Annotated in this window: 16 protein-coding genes; 12 read left to right on the forward strand and 4 right to left on the reverse strand. The window is 37.1% G+C overall.

Annotation, left to right across the window (positions count from 1 at the left end; genetic code table 11):
* Positions 1 to 110: 110 nt before the first annotated feature.
* A complete protein-coding gene (locus tag ACRD7B_RS12940; RefSeq protein WP_430824992.1) occupies positions 111 to 782 on the reverse strand; it encodes a hypothetical protein in 672 nt (223 codons plus the stop codon).
* A gap of 168 nt (positions 783 to 950) precedes the next feature.
* Between ACRD7B_RS12940 and dapA the strand changes: the two genes are divergently transcribed.
* Positions 951 to 1,841 (forward strand): 4-hydroxy-tetrahydrodipicolinate synthase, encoded by an 891-nt coding sequence (gene dapA / locus ACRD7B_RS12945; protein ID WP_430824993.1) that lies wholly within the window; start codon positions 951 to 953, stop codon positions 1,839 to 1,841.
* 216 nt (positions 1,842 to 2,057) lie between these two features.
* Positions 2,058 to 3,926: a methyl-accepting chemotaxis protein gene (locus ACRD7B_RS12950; protein ID WP_430824994.1), complete on the forward strand. Its 1,869-nt coding sequence runs from the start codon at positions 2,058 to 2,060 to the stop codon at positions 3,924 to 3,926.
* A gap of 70 nt (positions 3,927 to 3,996) precedes the next feature.
* Here ACRD7B_RS12950 and ACRD7B_RS12955 read toward each other — a convergent pair whose 3' ends face one another.
* The gene (locus ACRD7B_RS12955) at positions 3,997 to 5,025 is read right to left on the reverse strand and encodes an alpha/beta fold hydrolase (RefSeq protein ID WP_430824995.1); all 1,029 of its coding nucleotides are present in this window, start codon (positions 5,023 to 5,025) and stop codon (positions 3,997 to 3,999) included.
* A gap of 137 nt (positions 5,026 to 5,162) precedes the next feature.
* Here ACRD7B_RS12955 and ACRD7B_RS12960 point away from each other — a divergent pair, with 137 nt between their 5' ends.
* The 3 genes from ACRD7B_RS12960 to ACRD7B_RS12970 all read left to right on the forward strand — a co-directional run bounded on the left by ACRD7B_RS12960 (position 5,163) and on the right by ACRD7B_RS12970 (position 7,591).
* Positions 5,163 to 5,903: an NADPH-dependent oxidoreductase gene (locus ACRD7B_RS12960; RefSeq protein ID WP_430824996.1), complete on the forward strand. Its 741-nt coding sequence runs from the start codon at positions 5,163 to 5,165 to the stop codon at positions 5,901 to 5,903.
* Positions 5,904 to 6,112: 209 nt separating this feature from the next.
* Complete coding sequence (locus tag ACRD7B_RS12965) at positions 6,113 to 7,021, forward strand: DUF6588 family protein (protein ID WP_430824997.1); 909 nt, start codon at positions 6,113 to 6,115, stop codon at positions 7,019 to 7,021.
* 21 nt (positions 7,022 to 7,042) lie between these two features.
* Positions 7,043 to 7,591 carry a hypothetical protein gene (locus ACRD7B_RS12970; protein ID WP_430824998.1) on the forward strand — a complete coding sequence of 183 codons (549 nt, stop codon included), beginning with the start codon at positions 7,043 to 7,045 and terminating at the stop codon, positions 7,589 to 7,591.
* A 76-nt stretch (positions 7,592 to 7,667) separates the two neighbouring features.
* Here the strand turns inward: ACRD7B_RS12970 and ACRD7B_RS12975 are convergent, their stop codons facing one another.
* Complete coding sequence (locus ACRD7B_RS12975) at positions 7,668 to 8,426, reverse strand: SDR family oxidoreductase (protein ID WP_430824999.1); 759 nt, start codon at positions 8,424 to 8,426, stop codon at positions 7,668 to 7,670.
* A gap of 150 nt (positions 8,427 to 8,576) precedes the next feature.
* On the opposite strand from ACRD7B_RS12975, the gene purL reads away from it, so the two are divergent.
* The 5 genes from purL to ACRD7B_RS13000 all read left to right on the forward strand — a co-directional run bounded on the left by purL (position 8,577) and on the right by ACRD7B_RS13000 (position 14,640).
* Positions 8,577 to 10,802: a phosphoribosylformylglycinamidine synthase subunit PurL gene (purL, locus tag ACRD7B_RS12980; RefSeq protein WP_430825000.1), complete on the forward strand. Its 2,226-nt coding sequence runs from the start codon at positions 8,577 to 8,579 to the stop codon at positions 10,800 to 10,802.
* A 67-nt stretch (positions 10,803 to 10,869) separates the two neighbouring features.
* On the forward strand, positions 10,870 to 11,391 hold the full coding sequence (locus ACRD7B_RS12985) for a TlpA family protein disulfide reductase (protein WP_430825001.1): 522 nt from the start codon (positions 10,870 to 10,872) through the stop codon (positions 11,389 to 11,391).
* Positions 11,392 to 11,487: 96 nt separating this feature from the next.
* A complete protein-coding gene (gene ubiE / locus ACRD7B_RS12990; RefSeq protein ID WP_430825002.1) occupies positions 11,488 to 12,219 on the forward strand; it encodes a bifunctional demethylmenaquinone methyltransferase/2-methoxy-6-polyprenyl-1,4-benzoquinol methylase UbiE in 732 nt (243 codons plus the stop codon).
* Positions 12,220 to 12,264: 45 nt separating this feature from the next.
* Positions 12,265 to 12,984, forward strand: a complete 720-nt coding sequence (gene porT, locus ACRD7B_RS12995) for a type IX secretion/gliding motility protein PorT/SprT (protein WP_430825003.1) — start codon at positions 12,265 to 12,267, stop codon at positions 12,982 to 12,984.
* Between the two features lie 72 nt (positions 12,985 to 13,056).
* A complete protein-coding gene (locus ACRD7B_RS13000) occupies positions 13,057 to 14,640 on the forward strand; it encodes an NAD(P)/FAD-dependent oxidoreductase (protein WP_430825004.1) in 1,584 nt (527 codons plus the stop codon).
* On the opposite strand, the gene ACRD7B_RS13005 is transcribed toward ACRD7B_RS13000, so the two are convergent.
* Positions 14,637 to 15,401, reverse strand: a complete 765-nt coding sequence (locus tag ACRD7B_RS13005) for an RNA methyltransferase (RefSeq protein ID WP_430825005.1) — start codon at positions 15,399 to 15,401, stop codon at positions 14,637 to 14,639. The genes ACRD7B_RS13000 and ACRD7B_RS13005 overlap by 4 nt on opposite strands.
* A gap of 167 nt (positions 15,402 to 15,568) precedes the next feature.
* Here ACRD7B_RS13005 and tamL point away from each other — a divergent pair, with 167 nt between their 5' ends.
* A complete protein-coding gene (gene tamL, locus ACRD7B_RS13010) occupies positions 15,569 to 17,887 on the forward strand; it encodes a translocation and assembly module lipoprotein TamL (protein ID WP_430825006.1) in 2,319 nt (772 codons plus the stop codon).
* Positions 17,888 to 18,226: 339 nt separating this feature from the next.
* Positions 18,227 to 19,303, forward strand: coding sequence for a class II fructose-bisphosphate aldolase (gene fbaA / locus ACRD7B_RS13015; protein WP_430825007.1), 1,077 nt, complete (start codon positions 18,227 to 18,229; stop codon positions 19,301 to 19,303).
* Positions 19,304 to 19,394 lie beyond the last annotated feature (91 nt).

Here is a 19,394-nt window from a genome sequence, read left to right on the forward strand (position 1 = left end):
TCCCCTTCAGGGGATTTAGGGGTAGTAAAAAAGGATATTTGATTACAAATTAAAAGTAACCTAGATTGTGATTTTTACTTTTTGGACACCCTCTTATATTTTAGTCTTATTTATTTCTGCTTATAGGCCGTTTTCAGATTCTTCAAAATAGTAAATCCTCTATCAACATCTTCATCATTTACAATAATCGTAAACTCATTGGTAGTTGAAATCACTTCTTTAATGTTAACGCCTTCCCAGGCAATGGCTTTGAGTATGTGATAGTAAAATCCAGTTACAGCCACATTGGCTGTTGGTAATTTTAAGGTAATGGCTGAAAGTTCACTTTGTTTCAATAAGCATTCTTCCTCGGCAAAGTACTTCTCAACCAAATCTTCGTAGGTTGAGCTAACTACTAAGTTCGATTCAAATACTCCTCGCACCAGAGTGTAGAATACATCCTGCTGTATACCAATTTCCTGCATTACGCGGGTGTGGCTCTTAAAGATGCTGTTGCTGTTTCTAAAGGTAAAGTCGGTAAGATTTGAACGTACGATAATATCTCCAAGAGATTCAAGTAACTTTTGAAGGTTCTTATTTAATGTGTAGTCTAACTGCGGTGCCAACCTATTTAGCGACATGACAATGGCGCCTTGTTTCACTGGTTTTTCAGTTAGCTTTTCAACCATTGGTTGTATTTGGCGAGCCAAGGAGGAGATATTAATTAATCCTTCGCATAGGGCTTCAATTACAAAAGGTTTTACTTTTATTACAGCTTCAACTGCTTGACTAACTGTTTTCATACCGCTTTGATTAAGGTGTATTCAAATGTGCATTAATTTATGAATTCGAGACAAATATATGCATTGTTAAGATATTAACAAAGTGTTATAAAGAAGTTTTATTTGTTTAAAAATTTTCATTACCTACAAGCATTTCATATTTTTGACGCATATAATTACAGGATGGGTATGAAGAAATTTGATTTACAGGGCTCAATTGTCGCGATAGTTACACCATTTTTAGAAAATGGAGACATAGATGTTGATGCATTTGATGCACTTATAGATTTTCATTTGAATAATGACACTGATGGTATCGTTGTTTGTGGAACAACAGGAGAAACGCCTGCTTTAACGGGCGATGAAGATGCTTTTTTAATTGAGCGTGCTGTAAAAAGAGTTAATGGTAGAATTCCGGTGATAGCTGGTACAGGTAGTAACTCTACCCAAGAGTGTATTAAATATAGTCGTAAAGCTGAAGCAATTGGTGTAGATGCGGTTTTGGTGGTTGGACCCTATTATAATAAGCCTACAGAGAAAGGGATGTACATGCATTTCGCAACTGTTGCCGAAGCCATTGATGTGCCTATTGTTTTATATAATGTTCCATCTCGAACAGGTTCTCGTATATCGGTTGGAGTTGCTATTCGTTTAGCCAATGATTTTGAGAATATTGTTGCAATCAAAGAGGCGTCGGGAGATATGACATTGTTCGCAGAACTTATTGCCCTGCGACCAGCAGGCTTTAAAGTATATAGTGGTGATGATTTTCTTGCTGCATCGGCCAATGTGCTGGGTGCAGATGGTTGTATATCGGTTATTGCCAATGTTATTCCAAAGGAGTTTGCTCAACTAATGAAATACTCCTTGAATGCACAAGTAAAAGAAATGAATGCAATATTCTATAAATACCTCCGCTTAATGGATTTGATGTTTATTGAGTCTAATCCTATACCTGTTAAAACCACTCTGGCTTTAATGGGCAAGGTAGGAGAGGTGTTTCGTTCTCCTATGTGCGGCATGGAAGAAGCTAATAAAGCATTATTATTAAATGAATTAAAAAAACTTGAGATTATATAATATAATTTTAAAGTTGTTGATGGATAGAAAAGAGAGCTTCAAAGGAGGTTCTCTTTTTTTTTGTTAGTGCCATGTCTCTTTTATAAATCTTATATGTTTACAGCGTTTTTCAGTGATGGTATGAAACTTACACAGGTTATTTACCGTAGAAAGTGAAGCAGATACCTAAATTCCAAAACCATATTAAACTTTTTGTTATTTTCAAACATTTCATTTATGAAGTATAGAAGTAAAATTCAACTGTACATTTTAGGTGCTACAGCGTTAATCTATGCTGCGGCATTTGGGTATTTTTTAGTGCGTTATGCTAATCAAACTACCCGTGAATCGTTTAAACTAGTTGATATTACAGTAAGTGATAATGCGCATAAAGTACTTGCTGATTTAAATGTGGATATCGGTTTGTCACGTTCCTTAGCTCATACCATAGGTGCTTATAGGGCAATTGAACCAGAGAAACAAATGAAGGTGTTTGAAACGATTATTTTTGATACCCAAAAAAAATCACCTGATTATGTAAGTATCTGGGCAAGTTTTGAGCGAAGTGCTTTTGTGGATTCATGGGACAAACCTTATGGCAGGGACGTTATTTCTGCAATGCGTATTGGTGAGGAGTTTAAATTAAATCGGTACACTAAAAATTTGGATGGTGATGTTGTAGGTAGTTCCTATCATAATCTTAAGACTGCGAAACGAGAAGCATTTGATAACCCATATTGGTACTCATTGACAGAAGACGGTGAGAATATGACCCTTATAACTAGTGTTTGTGTTCCCATATTAGAAAATGATAATTACATTGGTTTAGCTGGTTTAGATATTGATTTACAGCGCTACGATAAAATAACAAGAGAAATAAAGCCATTTGAATCATCGGATGCGCTATTGATTTCTAACGATGGTCAGTTTGTTACAGCTCCTGATCCAGCTATGTTAGGTAAAAATATTTATGAATTTTTCCCTGATATGAAATCCCATGAAATCATTGAAAAGATTCAGGAAGGTGAGAATTTTTCCTTTATGTTTGAAGATAAGGGGGTCGAAAAATACTGTTCATTTGCTCCTATTGTACTAGGGGAAAGTATAACTCCATGGTCATTAGTTTTGGTAACCTCGAAGAGTGAAATTATATCAGAATTAAGAAGTACCCAAGCGATTATGATTCTTGTTGGTTTGCTTGGATTGATATTAATTGGTCTTTTGGTACGTAGAATAGCTAATAGTGTTGTTAACATTATAGAAAGATTCACTGTTTTTGCCAATGAAATAAATGACGGTAATTTAAAAGCTGAGGTGGATGTTGAGCGAAATGATGAAATTGGGGAACTAGGACGAGCGTTGAAAGCCATGTCTAATTCCATTTATAAAATGGCCTTAGGTTTGCATAAGAGTGGAGATGAAATTACTGATACTTCAAAGTATTTAAATGATAGTTCTCAATCCTTGACAGGCCTAGCAAATCGTCAGGCAGCAGCTGTAGAGGAAGTAGCCTCTTCAATGGAGGAGATGGCTGCGAATATTGCAGCAAGTACTGAGAATGCTAAAAAAACGGAAGAAATTGCCATGACTGCTCAGCAAGAATTAGGTGATACGGTTGAAGCTGTTCGAAGTTCTCATGAAGAGATTCAACAAATTGTAGATAAAATATCCGTTATTTCCGACATTGCCTTTCAAACCAATATTTTGGCGCTTAACGCTGCTGTAGAAGCTAGTCGTGCCGGCGATTCTGGTAGAGGTTTTGCTGTTGTTGCTGCCGAAGTGCGTAAATTAGCCGAGCGTAGTCGTGACGCTGCTGATAGTATTTCATCATCGGCGGAAGATGTGCTGACAAGCTCATCAAAAGCAAGGGAGAAAATCGAAATATTATTACCGGAGATACAGAAAACGACGGAATATGTACGCGAGATATCTACGGCTGGCATGGAACAAAACAATGGTGCGATGCAAATTAATAATTCTATTCAGGATATAAATGAGAGCACGCAACATAGTGCAGCTTCAGCTGAGGAATTTTCTGTGACAGCTGTTGAGTTGACTAAGCAATCTGATGAACTGAAGAAAGCAATAGGGAAATTCCAGGTATAATAACTGTGTTAGTTAAAATAAATAAAGGGTAGATTAACAGTGTGTTTTTCTACCCATTTTATTGCATAACTTACTGAATTAAATACTGACGTATTGCGGCTAGGCTTTCGTTGGGCTTTTCCCCAATCATGTTGTGACCAGCGTTCTTTACAATCTCCATTTTTGCCTTAGGAAAGAAACTCATATGATATTCCTGAATATCTTTTCCAATGAGGGTATTGCATTCGCTTACTAAAAATAAAACTTCGTTATTGAAGTTCTGAAGTCCTGAAACTAGGTCCATTTCCAATTCTCCTTTGCTATTGACACCTGATTTACGTATGCCTTGAGATGCTTGCATTCCAAGACGCCAAAATTTTGTTGAATCAGAACTTAGGTCTTCATTACAAAAATATTTTGCCATTGGATGATCTTCAATATCGTTCATGCCAATAATACGAGCCATTAGGTAATCCATACCAGCTTCTTCATCAGGGGCGTTTACCTTTGTTGATTCTAAAACAGCTTTTAGCATACGCCAGACTGTTTTGAAAGTCATTGGAGGCATCATTCCGTTGCTTCGTTCCATAAATGAATTGGCTGTTTCTGTGTTAAGAAAACCAGGCTCAGCTAATACTGCTTTATCAACTTTATCAGGATGTGCTGCAATATACCCAGAAGTCAACATGGCTCCCCAACTATGTCCAATTAGGTGAACTTTGCCATTGGGACTGTAATAATCAACAATGCTGTTTAAATCACTTAATGAGGACTCCATCGAGAGCTCACTTATATCAACACGCGGTGAAAGGCCTGTTCCTCGTTGATCATAAAATACAATTCTGAATGAGTCAGATAGAGCTTGTAAGGGAAGTAGATAACGATAATCTTGCCCTGGACCTCCATGAACAACTATGATGGTTTGAGCAGTGTCTACTCCAAATGTTTCAGCATGAAAAGTGACACTGTCAATGGTTATATGCGGTATGCTTGCATCGTTAGCCACCGTTTTGGGAATTTCAAATTGGGGCTCAACAGAAAAATAGGTGATAAGAAGAAAAGTAGTTATGGCAAGGAATATCAAGCCAATTGTTTTGACAGTTATTTTAAGTAGTTTCATGATTAATAAAATACTGAATTTTTATTGATATTAGATGGAATAATAGGAAATTTGTATCAAGTGAAGATATCATTTTTTAATCGGTATTTTTTCACTAAATCGAACAATTAAATTTCAAAAATTAAAACACATATATTATGCTTGATGTTCTCAATAATCACAGATCAATACGAAAATATACTAATGAAACCATTAGCGATGACTTGTTAAATGAAATTTTAGAGGCTGGTATTCGAGCTTCAACCACTGGTAATATGCAAGTATATAGTGTTGTTGTAACCCGCAAAGAAGGTAGAAAAGAAGCCTTGGCACCTTTCCATTTTAATCAACCAATGGTGAAAAATGCACCCGTTACACTAACATTTTGTGCTGATTTTAATCGCTTTAACAAGTGGTGTGTTCAGAATAACGCGCAACCTGGATATGATAATTTCTTATCGTTCGTAACTGCATCTATTGATGCCTTGTTAGTTGCGCAAAATGTTTGTGTGGCTGCTGAAGCTAAGGGTTTAGGAATTTGTTATTTGGGTACAACTACTTATATGGCAGATAAAATTATTGATTTATTGAAATTACCAGCAGGGGTAGTGCCGGTAACAACCGTAACGCTTGGTTATCCTGATGAAAAGCCAGAATTAACAGATCGCTTACCGCTGGAAGCGGTTGTGCATTTTGAAACGTACAAAGATTATTCGAATGAGGATATTAATCGTTTGTATGCTGAAAAAGAGCAATTGGAAGAAAATAAGGCATTTGTTGCTGAAAATAACAAAGAAAGCCTTGCGCAGGTATTTACTGATGTTCGCTATAAAAAAGCAGACAATGAGCACTTTAGTGGTGTTCTTTTAGAAGTGCTGAAAAAACAAGGGTTTATGTAGAACACTTTTAAGAATTACTAAAATTTAGTGTTAGAAAAAAGATAAAGGCAAGCGCATTTGATGTGTTTGCCTTTACTTTTGGGTCGTTAGTCAATTTCTTATTGCTATCATCTGTTAAGTCTATTATCTTGCTATTAGTTTATATGATTTCAATAATTCAGCACGACAATTGGAATCAATGAAGACTATGAAATTTAAATCTATATCATATGAAGAGAATCGTTTTCGCAATAGCAGCGATACTATGTTTTAACTTCGCACAAGCCCAGTCTTTGGAAGACTATTTGTCGAAGTATACACAAGAAAATGGTAAGCAATACCTTCAACCATTTGCTGATGCTTTTTCAGCCGACTTTAACAGTGGTTTATTTCACAATGCACGTGTTAAAAAAATGGGTTTTCAATTGTACATTGGTGTAGTTGCACAGGTGGCAGTTATTCCGTCGAGTGCAAAGCATTTTAATGCATATACCGAAAGTTCGTTATATCCACCTCAAGGGCCATATAGTGTTCCAACTGTTTTCGGTCCATCTGAAGGTAAAGTTGTTGATGTTGGGAATGGCTTAGAATATGCTTTCCCAGGAGGTTTCGATTTGGATTACATGCCATTAGCCATGCCACAAATAACCATTGGATCAGTATTTGGAACCGATTTTACGGCTCGTTATGCGTCTGTTGATGTTACTGATGTGGGTAAGGTTAAAGTATTTGGTTGGGGACTTCGTCATAGTATTGATCAATATTTGGATGTGCTACCTGTTGATTTAACGGTAGGTTACTATAATCAGACTTTTAAGATTGGTGAATACATGGATGCTAAGGCAAATGTAATTAATCTTCAAACGAGTTACTCTATTCCATTCTTAACTTTCTATGGCGGTTTAGGTTATGAAAATAGTAAGGTGGATGTGCAATATACTTACGAAGGTCCTGATATTTCTGAAACAGATATCAGTGAAGGTGACCAGATTAGTTTTAATATGGAAGGTGCCAATACAATGCGTTTCACACTTGGTTTAACACTGAACCTTGGCCCAGTTAAAATTCATGGTGATTATAACATGGCCAAGCAAAATACTTTTGCACTTGGATTGGGAATCGGAATTAATGAAAAATAATAATATAAAATAGAAATGATTATGCGTAAGTTACTATTTATAGCAGCACTTGTAATAGGGATGTCTGCTTGCGAAGAGAAAGAAATTAATTTGTACCCGAGCATCGAGGAAAGTGCCAAGGTCGACATAACCACTGGTGATTTTGAGGAGTCAGCTATAATTTATAGTTCAGCTATTTCAAATGCAGTTGACGAAGCTGTTGATGGAGATGGCGATATTGAGCGTGTTGTTATTGAAGGAATATGGTTTGAGTTAACGCCAAAATCTAAAAATACAGCTCAATCAATGACAGTGAATTTGAGTATCAAGAAATGGGGAACTGAAGAATATGAAGCTATTCTTGATGACTTCACTTTTGATATTAAGGAAGGTAAAGTCAATTTCATTAAAGAGTTAAAAGCGGCTGGTATACTTGTTTTAAAAGAGCAAATTAATGCATTGGCTCTGGGAACTGCTAGCAATGATATTAAGTTTGAAATTGAAGGAGATGTTACTCCTGAAGGTTCTGAAGTAAATGTTGAACTTGAAGTATTTGTTAGTGGTACAGTTGTTTATGGAACTACTATCTAAAAGTAAATTATTATAAGAAAAAAGTGTTACCGCTATGGTAACACTTTTTTTATGGGTTCATCTTTGAGTTTTGTTGCTAATCGCGATGGTTGTACGTTGCTGTAGCTTGTGCTGTTGGCATCACTAATATATCGTTGATGTTGACATGTGGTGGGCGTGTCACAACAAATTCAATGGTGTCCGCAATGTCTTCAGCAAAAAGCGGAGTTAGGCCTTTGTAAACATTATCTGCTTTAGTTTCATCACCATGATAGCGCACCACTGAGAATTCAGTTTCTACCATGCCTGGAGCAACAGAGCTTACCTTAATGCCGTGTGGAAGTAAATCAATGCGCATGCCTTTTGTAATGGCATCAACCGCATGTTTTGAGGCACAGTACACATTTCCGTTAGCATATACTTCCTTACCAGCAATGGATGATATGTTTACAATTTGACCGCTTTTGCGTTCGATCATTCCCGGTATGATCTGTTTCGATAGCCAAAGTAAGCCTTTTACATTGGTGTCAATCATTTGCTCCCAATCACTCCAAAGTCCATCTTGAATTGGATCAGCGCCTGCTGCCAAACCCGCATTGTTTATAAGTAAGTCAATTTTATTCCAATCGCTGGGTAATTGATTGATAGCTATGGATGTGGCCTCTTTGTCGCGGATATCAAAGGCAAGTGGTAAAACTTTTATTTCGAATTTATCCTCTATTTCGATCTTTAGTTCATTTAAACGCTCCGAACGTCGACCTGTTATAATTAATTGATAGTCCAATTGTGCCAATTTCAGGGCAGTTGCCTTTCCAATGCCAGATGTTGCACCAGTTACGATTGCTATTTTATTCATGTTCTAAATATTTGTAGTTCTACGCTCAGTTTGGATTTTGGGTTATTTTATTTACTTTCATCATATAAAATGTGTACGCCAAAAGTTTAAGTGCAAAAATAGACTAGTTTTTTAGTTTAATATCATCTGAAGAGCTCAAAAATTGTAGTTATGGAAACATCTTTACCAATTAAGGAAGAAGCTGAAAGATTAAATATCTGTTCGGAGGAATTTGATAAAATAAAGGAAATACTTAATCGAGAGCCCAATGGTTTGGAGCTGGAGGTATTTTCTCTGTTGTGGTCTGAACATGCTAGCTATAAGAGCTCATTGAAGTGGTTAAAAACACTTCCCGTTGATGGTGATAAAGTTTTGGTAAAGGCAGGAGACGATAGTGCTGGAGCCGTTGATTTAGGTAATGGTTTAGCTTGTGTTATGAAAGTTGAATCGCATAATCACCCATGTTCTATTCAACCTCGCTTGGGAAGTATAACCGGATTGCGTACCGTAACTCGTGACATTACTGCCATGGGAGCCCGACCATTATCAGTTTTAAGCTCCATGCGATTTGGTGAGGGCAAGCGCGATACTGCTCGATGGTTGTTTGCTGAGGTTTCGGATGGATTAAGTGAATTTGAGAAAGGTTTTAATGTACCCATAGTTGGAGGTGAAACATATTTCTCTGAAGGATATAATTCAAGTCCTGTTGTAAATAATTTATCAATAGGAGTTGTTGAGAAAAGTAAGATAGTTGAGGGCAAAGCTTCGGGAGTAGGAAACCTTATTCTTGTTGTTGGTGCATTAACTGGTAAAGATGGAATTGATTCGGATGTATTTGCTTCCGATTTATTAGCCGAAGTAAGTACAAAAGCGGTTGCTATGGAGCAATTAATGGATGTTTCAAGTGAGCGTAATTTGGTTGATTTGGTGCAGGAATTAACTTCAGGTATATCACTGAAAGGGCTTAACACAATCGGAACACATGGGATAATTGGTGCTGCATGTGAGATGTCTACCAAAGGTAAGGTTGGTATAAACTTAGAATTAGAAAATGTAAAACATAGGGATGAGGTATTAAATGCTCGTGAGGTTTTATTGTCTCAAACATGGGCACGCATTATGGTTTGTATTGAACCTAAGGACCTGAAAGAATTAAGCACTTTGGTTGAAAAGTACAACTTGTCGGTTTCTACCTTAGGGCAGGTTGTTGAAGGTGATTTGGTGAGCTGTAACTATAAGGGTGAATGTATTGGTGAGTTTCCATCTCAATATATGGGCTTAGGAGAATTAGCACCGCATATCAATCTGCCTGGTAAAAGTATAAAACAAGAAGCTCTTGATATTAAGCTTGATCTATATAACGAACCCGATCATTATCCGGATGTGATTAAGCAAATGTTAGTGAATTTAAATGTTACATCGAAACGCTGGTTGACAGATAAATTTGAAAGGTCGTTAAATAAAGAAGGTCTCAGTCACCAATATCCTTCAGATGCTGCTTTCATTGATTTAGAGGGAACGAATCAGGCCTTGGCAGCTACCATGGATTGTAACTCAGCATACATGCAAACCGATGCCAATATAGGTGCTCAAATAGCAGTTGCCGAAGCGGCACGAAATATTGTTTGCGGTGGTGGTGTACCATTGGCTATCTCTGATTGTTTAAACTTTGGTAATCCGAAGGATGAAGAAATATATGGCACTTTTATAGATTCGATTAAAGGGATAACAAAGGCTTGTCAGGACTTTAAAATTCCGGTTATAAGTGGTAATGTGAGTTTTTATAATCAACGATCCGAAGAGGGGCAGTTGAAAGCAATTACGCCAACCCCTGTTATAGGGATGGTTGGTTTGGTTGAAGATAAACGACACCATTCTACTTTATCGTTCCGTCACAAAGGCGATATGATCTTTATAATCGGCAAATCGCGTAACGATGTTAATTCATCGGAATATGCACATAGTGTTTTAAATGTTAAGAAATCAATTCCGCCTTATTATAATGTAGAAGAAGAATTAGAACTTCAGGCAACCATATCTGAAATGATTCGTGTTGGTTTGGTGCGTTCGGTGCACGACGTGTCCAACGGAGGATTGTTCTTTAGTTTATTGGAATCTGGTATTCCATTGGAGTTTGGTTTTGATATTACATCGGATGCTGAGGTTCGAAAAGATGCCTTTTTGTTTGGTGAATCACAGAGTAGGGTTATTGTGTCAGTATCTCCGGCCAAGCAAGACGATTTTGTTGATTTTATGATTGATAAAGGAGTTGCTTTTTCAATACTCGGACATGTAACGAAGGGAGAACTTCGTATTGATGATGAATCGTACGGATACATAAAAGATTTAAAAAAGCTTTTTGAGGCGCGTTTAGGACAGTGGGTTGATGATGAATAATATTCTATTCGTTAAAACAAATTTAGGAAAGAACCGTTTGTTATACGGAATAAATTAAAAAGAAGAAATGAAGTTAAATAAAGTATTGGTCATAGTAGGAATTTGTGTGGTAGCTGGGATATCTTCTTTGTCTTCAATCTCAACTGAGGTCGACGATTATGTAAAGGTTGGTGATCAAATTCCGGTAATCTCATTAAATGGCGAAAATAGCAAGATTACAAATGCCGATTTGAAAGGTAAAACAGTCTTGATTAATTTCTTTGCCACCTGGTGTCCTCCTTGTGTTAAGGAATTGCCTGTGTTGCAAAAGGATGTTTGGGAGACATATAAGGATGATGACAACTTTGTGTTACTGGTTGTAGGTCGTGAACATAGTATTGAAGATTTAAAATTATTTGCTAAGAAAAAGGGGCTGGATCTGCCTTTTTATCCCGACCCTGAACGAGAAATGTTTTCGAAGTTTGCTAAACAATCAATACCTCGCAATTATATTATAAATAAGGAAGGTAAAATTGTATATAGTTCGGTGGGGTATAGCCATGAAGAATTTGAGAAACTTAAGAACGTTTTAAAAGCCGAATTAAAATAAAAAGCAAAATAATATCAAAAGAAGGGAATAAGTCTTATCGATTTTATTCCCTTTTTTTCGCGACGAATTGTATTTTTGCGCTAAATAAAACTTAGAATGACAGTTAAACCATATAAGTCTTCGGAAGGTTCGAAGAAAACTCAGGTTGCAGGAATGTTTAATAACATTGCGCCTAAATACGATTTTTTGAATCACTTTTTGTCTTTAGGCATTGATAAGATATGGCGTAAACGTGCTATTAACCTTTTGAAGGATATTCCTAATCCTTTGATTTTAGATGTAGCTACCGGGACTGGTGATCTTGCGATTGAGGCCAATAAACGACTTAACTGCAAGGTGGTTGGTGTAGATATATCAACTGAGATGTTGAAGGTTGCTGATGAAAAATTGGTAAAACGTGAATTGACCGAGGTAATTAGCGTTCAAGAAGGGGATTCTGAAAACCTGCCTTTTGAGAATGATACATTTGATGCTGTGATTGTTGCTTTTGGTGTTCGAAACTTTGAGAACCTGAATAAGGGACTTACGGATATGGGTCGTGTTTTAAAACCTGGAGGGAAAATGGTTGTTTTGGAGTTTTCGAAACCAGCTTATTTTCCATTTAAACAACTGTACTTGTTTTACTTCCTCTATATTCTGCCTTGGTTGGGTGGGCTTATCTCAAAGGATAAAGCAGCTTATACTTATTTGCCTGAGTCGGTATTGAATTTTCCGGATGGAAAAACATTTGATTCTGAACTTGTGAAGGCAGGTTTAAGTCCTATTAAACGCTACAAGCAAACAATGGGAATAGCAACAATTTATTTTTCTGAAAAGCCTAAGCAATAAAAAACGCTTTATTTAGTTTACATACATAGCACAAAAAACATTTCATTGAAGTTATTCATATACATATTTATTGCTTTAGTTTTCTTTTCAACATCGCTCGATGCTCAGGTTGACAAGCGTATAGCAAATTTGCGTGGTTTCGATGAGCGAAAGCTTCATTTTGGTTTCTTGCTGGGTATTAATACAATGGATTTCCGTGTGTATAATAATGGGAATTCCATAAATCAGGAAGGAGAACGTTTATATGCCGATGTTATTTCTCTGCAGCCAGGATTGAATATTGGTATTGTTACGAGCCTGAGATTAAAGCCAAATTTGAACCTTCGATTTTTACCAGGTATTAGTTTTGGTCAGCGAGACCTAAGTTATATTCGTTATGATGAGAATGGTGATTTTATTGAACGTGAAGAACCTTTGAAAATTAAATCAACCTTTTTAGAATTTCCTTTACTGATTAAGTACAATGCTTTACGTATGCACAACGCCAAACCTTATATTATTGGTGGAATAAATGCACGCTACGATTTGGCCAAGAATGTACAGGATAGACTTCTACTTAATTCAATGGATATGTACCTGGAAGCAGGGGCCGGTTTTGATTTTTACATGACTTACTTCCGTTTTTCGTTAGAGCTTAAGGCTTCTATTGGTTTTGCTAATATGCTTAATCCTGCTGGCACAGGTGAGGAAAGGGATATACCTTATACAGAGGCATTGGATGCGCTTCGTTCCCGAATATTCTGCTTGACCTTCTATTTTGAATAAATTGACTTACCTTTGTCTCCGATTGCATTGGCATTGAATTAGCACCTTCTCGTGCATAATTTTACAGTATTTATGAAAAGTGAAATTGATTTAAGGCTTTCTCCTAAGGAAGCTTCAGATGAAGCATATTATTTGCCCTTAGTGGCAAAGAAAATGAAGGTGGCACCTAATAAAATTACATCAATGCGAATTATGAAACGCTCCATTGATGCAAGGAAAAGACCTATTGTGGTTCAACTAAAGATTGAAGCATACGCCAATGCTAAGCCTCCAAAACAAGAAGAAGTAAAGTTTGATTACCCTGATGTAAGTAACTCGCCGGAAGTAATTGTGGTTGGAGCTGGGCCGGGTGGTTACTTTGCAGCGCTTCGTTTAATTGAGCTTGGCATGAAACCAATTGTTTTGGAACGTGGTAAAGGTGTAAATGAGCGGAAAAAGGATTTGGCCTTGCTTAACCGAAATGAAGCAGTTAATACCGAATCGAATTATGCTTTTGGTGAGGGAGGAGCTGGAACTTTTTCAGATGGAAAGTTATATACACGAAGTACCAAACGGGGTGATTTTAAAAAGGTTCTTGAAGTTTTTCATTATCATGGTGCCGATCAGGAAATAATGATTGATGCGCATCCTCATATTGGAACTGATAAGTTGCCGAGCGTTATTAAGTCAATGCGCGAATCTATTCAACAAGCAGGCGGGAAAGTGTTGTTTGATACTAAAGTGAGCGATTTACTTGTTGAGAATAGTAAAGTAACCGGAGTTGTAACAGAGAGTGGGGATAAAATATTGGGTCGATCAGTAGTGTTAGCAACCGGACACTCGGCACGCGATATATATTATATGCTACATAATAAGTCGATTCAGTTAGAGGCAAAAACATGGGCCATGGGTGTGCGTGTTGAGCATCCTCAAGATTTAATCGACGAAATTCAATATCATTCGCAGAAAGGAAGAGGTGATTACTTGCCAGCTGCAACTTATAGCATGTCGTGTCAAATGGCCAATCGTGGCGTGTATTCATTCTGTATGTGCCCCGGGGGATTCATCGTGCCGGCTATGACGGATGCGGATGAAATGGTTGTTAATGGTATGTCGCCATCGCGTCGTGATTCTCCTTTTGCCAACTCAGGTATGGTGGTTGAGGTTAAACCTGAGGATATTGGCGAGTTTCAAAATAAAGGTGTTTTAGGTGGACTGGAATATCAGAAAGAATTAGAGCGTTTGGCTTTTGTAAATGGTGGAAATGGGGTTGTTGCTCCGGCTCAGGGCTTGGCAGACTTTGTTGATGGTAACTTGTCTTTCGAATTATCTGAAACTTCCTATGTGCCTGGAGTTATTGCTTCGCCTTTACATTTTTGGTTACCAGAGAATATTGGAGAGCGCTTGAGAAATGGTTTTGCCCATTTTGATAAGCGTGCCCGTGGTTTTGTAACAAACGAAGCCGTTGTGTTGGGTGTTGAAAGTCGAACGTCTTCACCAGTACGTATACCAAGAGATAGAGAATCTTTTCAGCATGTTCAAATTGAAGGACTGTTTCCCTGTGGGGAAGGAGCAGGTTATGCGGGCGGTATTGCGTCTTCAGCCATAGATGGCGAACGCTGCGCCGAAAAAGCTTTTGAATTCGTATCTGGAAAATCAGTGACTGAGAAGTCTTAGCCTAGTCTGCGTCTGAACTCTGCACATATAATAGCCGTGGCAACAGATACATTTAATGATTCGCTCGTTGCTACTTCTGGTGGATAATTAGGAATGAAAAGGCGTGAGCTCACGTAAGGTTCAAGTTTATCCTGAATGCCTTTTCCTTCGTTCCCCATAATTATTAAACCATTGTTATTAAGTTCTTCTTGATATAGGTTTTTACCATCTAAGAAAGTGCCATATACCGGACAGTTTAAGGATTTGTATTCTTCAAAGAAAGGTAACGTTTCAACATAATGAGTTTGAATTCTGGCGATGGCACCCATGGTTGATTGAATGGTTTTGGGGTTGTAGACATCCGCACAAGCTTTGGAGCAAATTACTGATTTTATGCCAAACCAATCTGCCAATCGAATGATGGTTCCAAGGTTACCTGGGTCTTGTATATCATCCAGAAACAAACATAGTTGGTTTTTTAATGTATTCATTTCAAGCCTATGACTATTTTGCTCAAAAACACCAATGATAGAAGGTGTGCTTTTAAAACCTGAAACTTTTTTTATCGAATCGCTACTCGTCTTAATTATTTCCACATCAGTATTTAACGAACTCTGGGTGCTGATCCATTTTTCATCTACTATTAAGTATTGGCAGTTAAGGTCTGATTGTAATAAATCCAGTACTAATTTTTGACCTTCAGCAACGAATAGTTTTTCCTGATCGCGTATTTTCTTTCGACCTAATGCGGTTATGTGTTTCTGCTTGTTTTTACTTAACATCTGAAAAATGTGTGATTGTTGCCGTAAAGTTATACCTTCTCCATCTAATTAAATATCTTTATCGCACTTTTATCGATACAATTGTTCTGGCTATCGATTATTAGATTGATGAAAATCTGTATTAGTAGAAAATTCCCAAGTTGTTTTGGGTTCAATTATTCATAGTGGTGAGTAAAGGGCGTGTAGTTATAGTTTTTGTTTTTATTCTGTTAGGCTGGGGGTGTAGTACAACCAAATATGTTCCCGAAGGTGCTTCTTTATTGAATAAAATTGAAATAGAGAATTCTGCTAAAGATGTTTCGAAGGAGCAAATAAAGTATTACGTACGGCAAAGAGAGAATGTTAAGATTATAGGTTTTTGGCGCTTCCATCTTGGCATGTATAATCTTTCTGGTAGAGATGATGAAAAGGGTTTCAATAAATGGTTACGCCGTATCGGAGAAGCTCCTGTTCTGTATGATGAAATACTCAAGGAAAAATCCAAAGAACAAGTAGCCCTTTTTCTAAATAGTAAAGGCTACTTCAATGCCACGGTCAGCGATACTGTTATTTATACATCTGCTAAAAAAGCAAAGGTACGTTACACCGTGAATCCAGGAGAGCGCTACCATTTAAATCGTGTTGACTTTAAGGTGGATGATGATTCCTTGCGTTCCATTGTTTATTCTGATACAATTAATAGCTTATTAAAAAAAGGTGAGCCCTTCGATTCAGACTTGCATGATAAGGAACGAGAGCGATTGACGCGATTAATCCGAAACGATGGGTATTACGACTTTAGTAAAGAGTATATTTATTTCATGGCCGATAGCTCGTTGCGAAATAATTCGATTAATGATTCTTTGATAATTGTAAAAGATCAGCAAAAATTTATCGATGGTCAAGATACTTTGGTAAATCACCGTAAGTCAAAAATAAAGGACGTTTATTTTTTAGTTGGTTTCGATGCTAAAAAAGCACTTGAGAACAGAGATGATTACATGAGCACTTTTGATACTCTGATGTATCAAGATTGTCATATCTTATATGGTGAAGATTTGAAGTTTAGAGCCGAAGTACTTATTAATTCAAACTACATATTCCCGGGGCAGTACTATAACGATGATCAGGTTAAGAGAACTCAGGATCTATTGTCCGATTTGCAGTTATTTCGTTTCATTAATATTCGTTTTAAGCAGATCGAAGGAGAGTATGATGAGCATGGTAACCATCTGTTAGATTGTTTTATTCAATTGTCTACATCTAAACGACAAGGTTATACTTTCGAAATTGAGGGCACTAACTCTTCCGGTAACCTGGGGGCGGCTGGTAATTTTAAGTACAAGCATAAGAATTTTATGAGGGGTGGCGAGGTGTTTGATATGCGTTTGAGAACGGCGATGGAGAATCAAACAACTACGGAAAATAGTGCCAATAATTTTAATACCCTTGAGGTTGGTGTTGATGCAGCCTTAACCATTCCAAAGTTTTTAATTCCATTGAAGGTTGAGAGTTTTAGAAAGAAGTATAATCCTACCACAAATTTTTCGACAGCTTATAATTACCAGCGTAGACCTGATTATACGCGTATCTTGGTTAACGGTCGATTGGGCTACGATTGGCGTTCATCCCGATTGGTGTCGCATTTTTTCGCACCTTTTGATTTAAGTTTGGTTAATGTTCCTGTTATTGATGATGATTTTTGGAACAATATTAAGGATACATATTTGCGTTATAGTTATGAAGATCACCTAATAAGTAGTATGTCCTATTCATATATTTACAATGAACAGGTTATTGCAAAATCGTCTGATTATTGGTATTTCCAAACTAACCTCGAAACTTCAGGTAATATTCTTAATGCTGCCGTAAGCGCATTTAACACCACGGGGAATAAGGGTTATCATGAAATTTTCGGAATTCGTTATGCCCAATATGTTAAGGCAGATATAGATATTCGTTACCATTTTAGGATGAACAGAATAAATTCCTTTGCTTATCGTTTGTTTGCAGGTGCAGCATACCCATATGGTAATTCGCAGGCAATGCCATTTATTAAACAGTATTTCTCGGGTGGAGCCAATAGTCTGAGAGCTTGGCCGGTTCGAGGATTAGGGCCGGGTTCATTCAAGGACGAAGTTTCGACCTATTATAATCAAACGGCAGATATTAAGTTAGAGGCCAATGCTGAGTATCGCTTTAAATTGTTTTGGTTATTGGAAGGTGCATTCTTTGTGGATGCGGGTAACATATGGACGATTAAACCTTCTGGAGATGAATCTTTTGATGAGCAGGGTTTATTTAAGGTTAATAATTTCTATAAGCAAATTGCCATTGGAGTAGGTACGGGTGCTCGTCTTGATTTTAACTATTTTGTTTTTCGCCTCGATATGGGGGTTAAGGCACGTGATCCATCACTTCCATCTGGTGAAAGGTGGATTCTAGGTACACGCAGTTTAACATGGTCTGATACGGCTTTTAATTTTGCAATTGGTTATCCATTCTAGAACATTAAACAGCTTAATTGTATAAGGATTTGCTGTGAATAATCGTTAAATATTTTTAATAACTAATAAATCGAAATTTGATTTTCCTCTTTAAAGAGTGTAAATTTGCAGCCATAAAAATGAATGAAAGCACATCGGTTTGTTTTGGATGTATTGGTAATTAGAGTGATGGATTGGTTGTGTTTTGTTTTTGTGATTTAAATCATTGACGAAAGTCAGTACTAATTGAAAGTGAAATCAATCGTATCGATAAAAAATGAAATTAATATCCAATGTTTTTTATTAATTTCGTAATGAATTTCAGAGTTTAATATTAATTCGAACTATAAAATAAAAGCAATGAAACGAGTTTTAGACGTGGTAAAACCTGGAGTGGTTACTGGAGATGATGTAACTAAATTATTTGCGATAGCCAAGGAACAAGGTTTTGCAATGCCTGCAGTAAATGTTGTAGGAACAGACTCTATTAATGGTATTTTAGAAGCTGCTAAAGTAGTGAATTCACCTGTTATGATTCAGTTGTCAAACGGTGGTGCTGCATTTTATGCTGGTAAAGGTCTTAAATTAGAAGGACAAGAGGCTCAGATTTTAGGAGCTATTTCTGCTGCAAAGCACGTTCACACAATGGCTGAAGCTTATGGTGTACCTGTAGTACTTCATACCGATCATGCTGCTAAAAAATTATTACCATGGATCGACGGATTGCTTGATGCTAGTGAAAAGCATTATGCTGAAACAGGAAAGCCACTTTTTAGTTCTCACATGCTAGATTTATCTGAAGAGCCAATTGAAGAGAATATTGGTATTTGTAAAGAGTATTTAGCTCGTATGAGTAAAATCGATATGACTCTTGAGATTGAGCTTGGTATTACTGGTGGAGAAGAAGATGGAGTTGATAATACTGATGTAGATAACTCATTGTTATACACTCAGCCGGAAGAAGTAGCATATGCTTACGAAGAGCTTTTAAAAGTATCTCCTCGTTTTACTGTTGCAGCTTCGTTTGGTAACGTGCATGGTGTATACAAGCCAGGAAACGTTGTCCTAAAGCCAGCTATTCTTGATGCTTCACAAAAATATATCCAAGACAAATACAATACTGCTGAAAAGCCAGTTGATTTTGTTTTCCATGGCGGTTCTGGATCTTCTTTAGAAGAGATTCGCGAAGCAATCGGTTATGGTGTTGTTAAAATGAACATTGATACTGATACGCAGTGGGCAACTTGGGACGGTATCCGTGCTTTTGAAGCTAAAAATCATGACTACTTGCAAGGACAGATTGGTAACCCTGATGGAGCTGATAAGCCAAATAAGAAATTCTACGATCCACGTGTTTGGTTACGTGCTGGTCAGGTTACTTTGGTTGACCGTTTGAAGGTTGCTTTTGAAGACTTAAATTGCATCGATCGTTTGTAATATTATTACAAAACAAAATATTAAGAGGCACTTGTTTACACAATGTGCCTCTTTTTTTATATTTTGGGCAAGTCTAACCTTGAATAAGAAA

The sequence above is a fragment of the Carboxylicivirga fragile genome (genome assembly GCF_050589805.1).
GTDB lineage: Bacteria > Bacteroidota > Bacteroidia > Bacteroidales > Marinilabiliaceae > Carboxylicivirga > Carboxylicivirga fragile.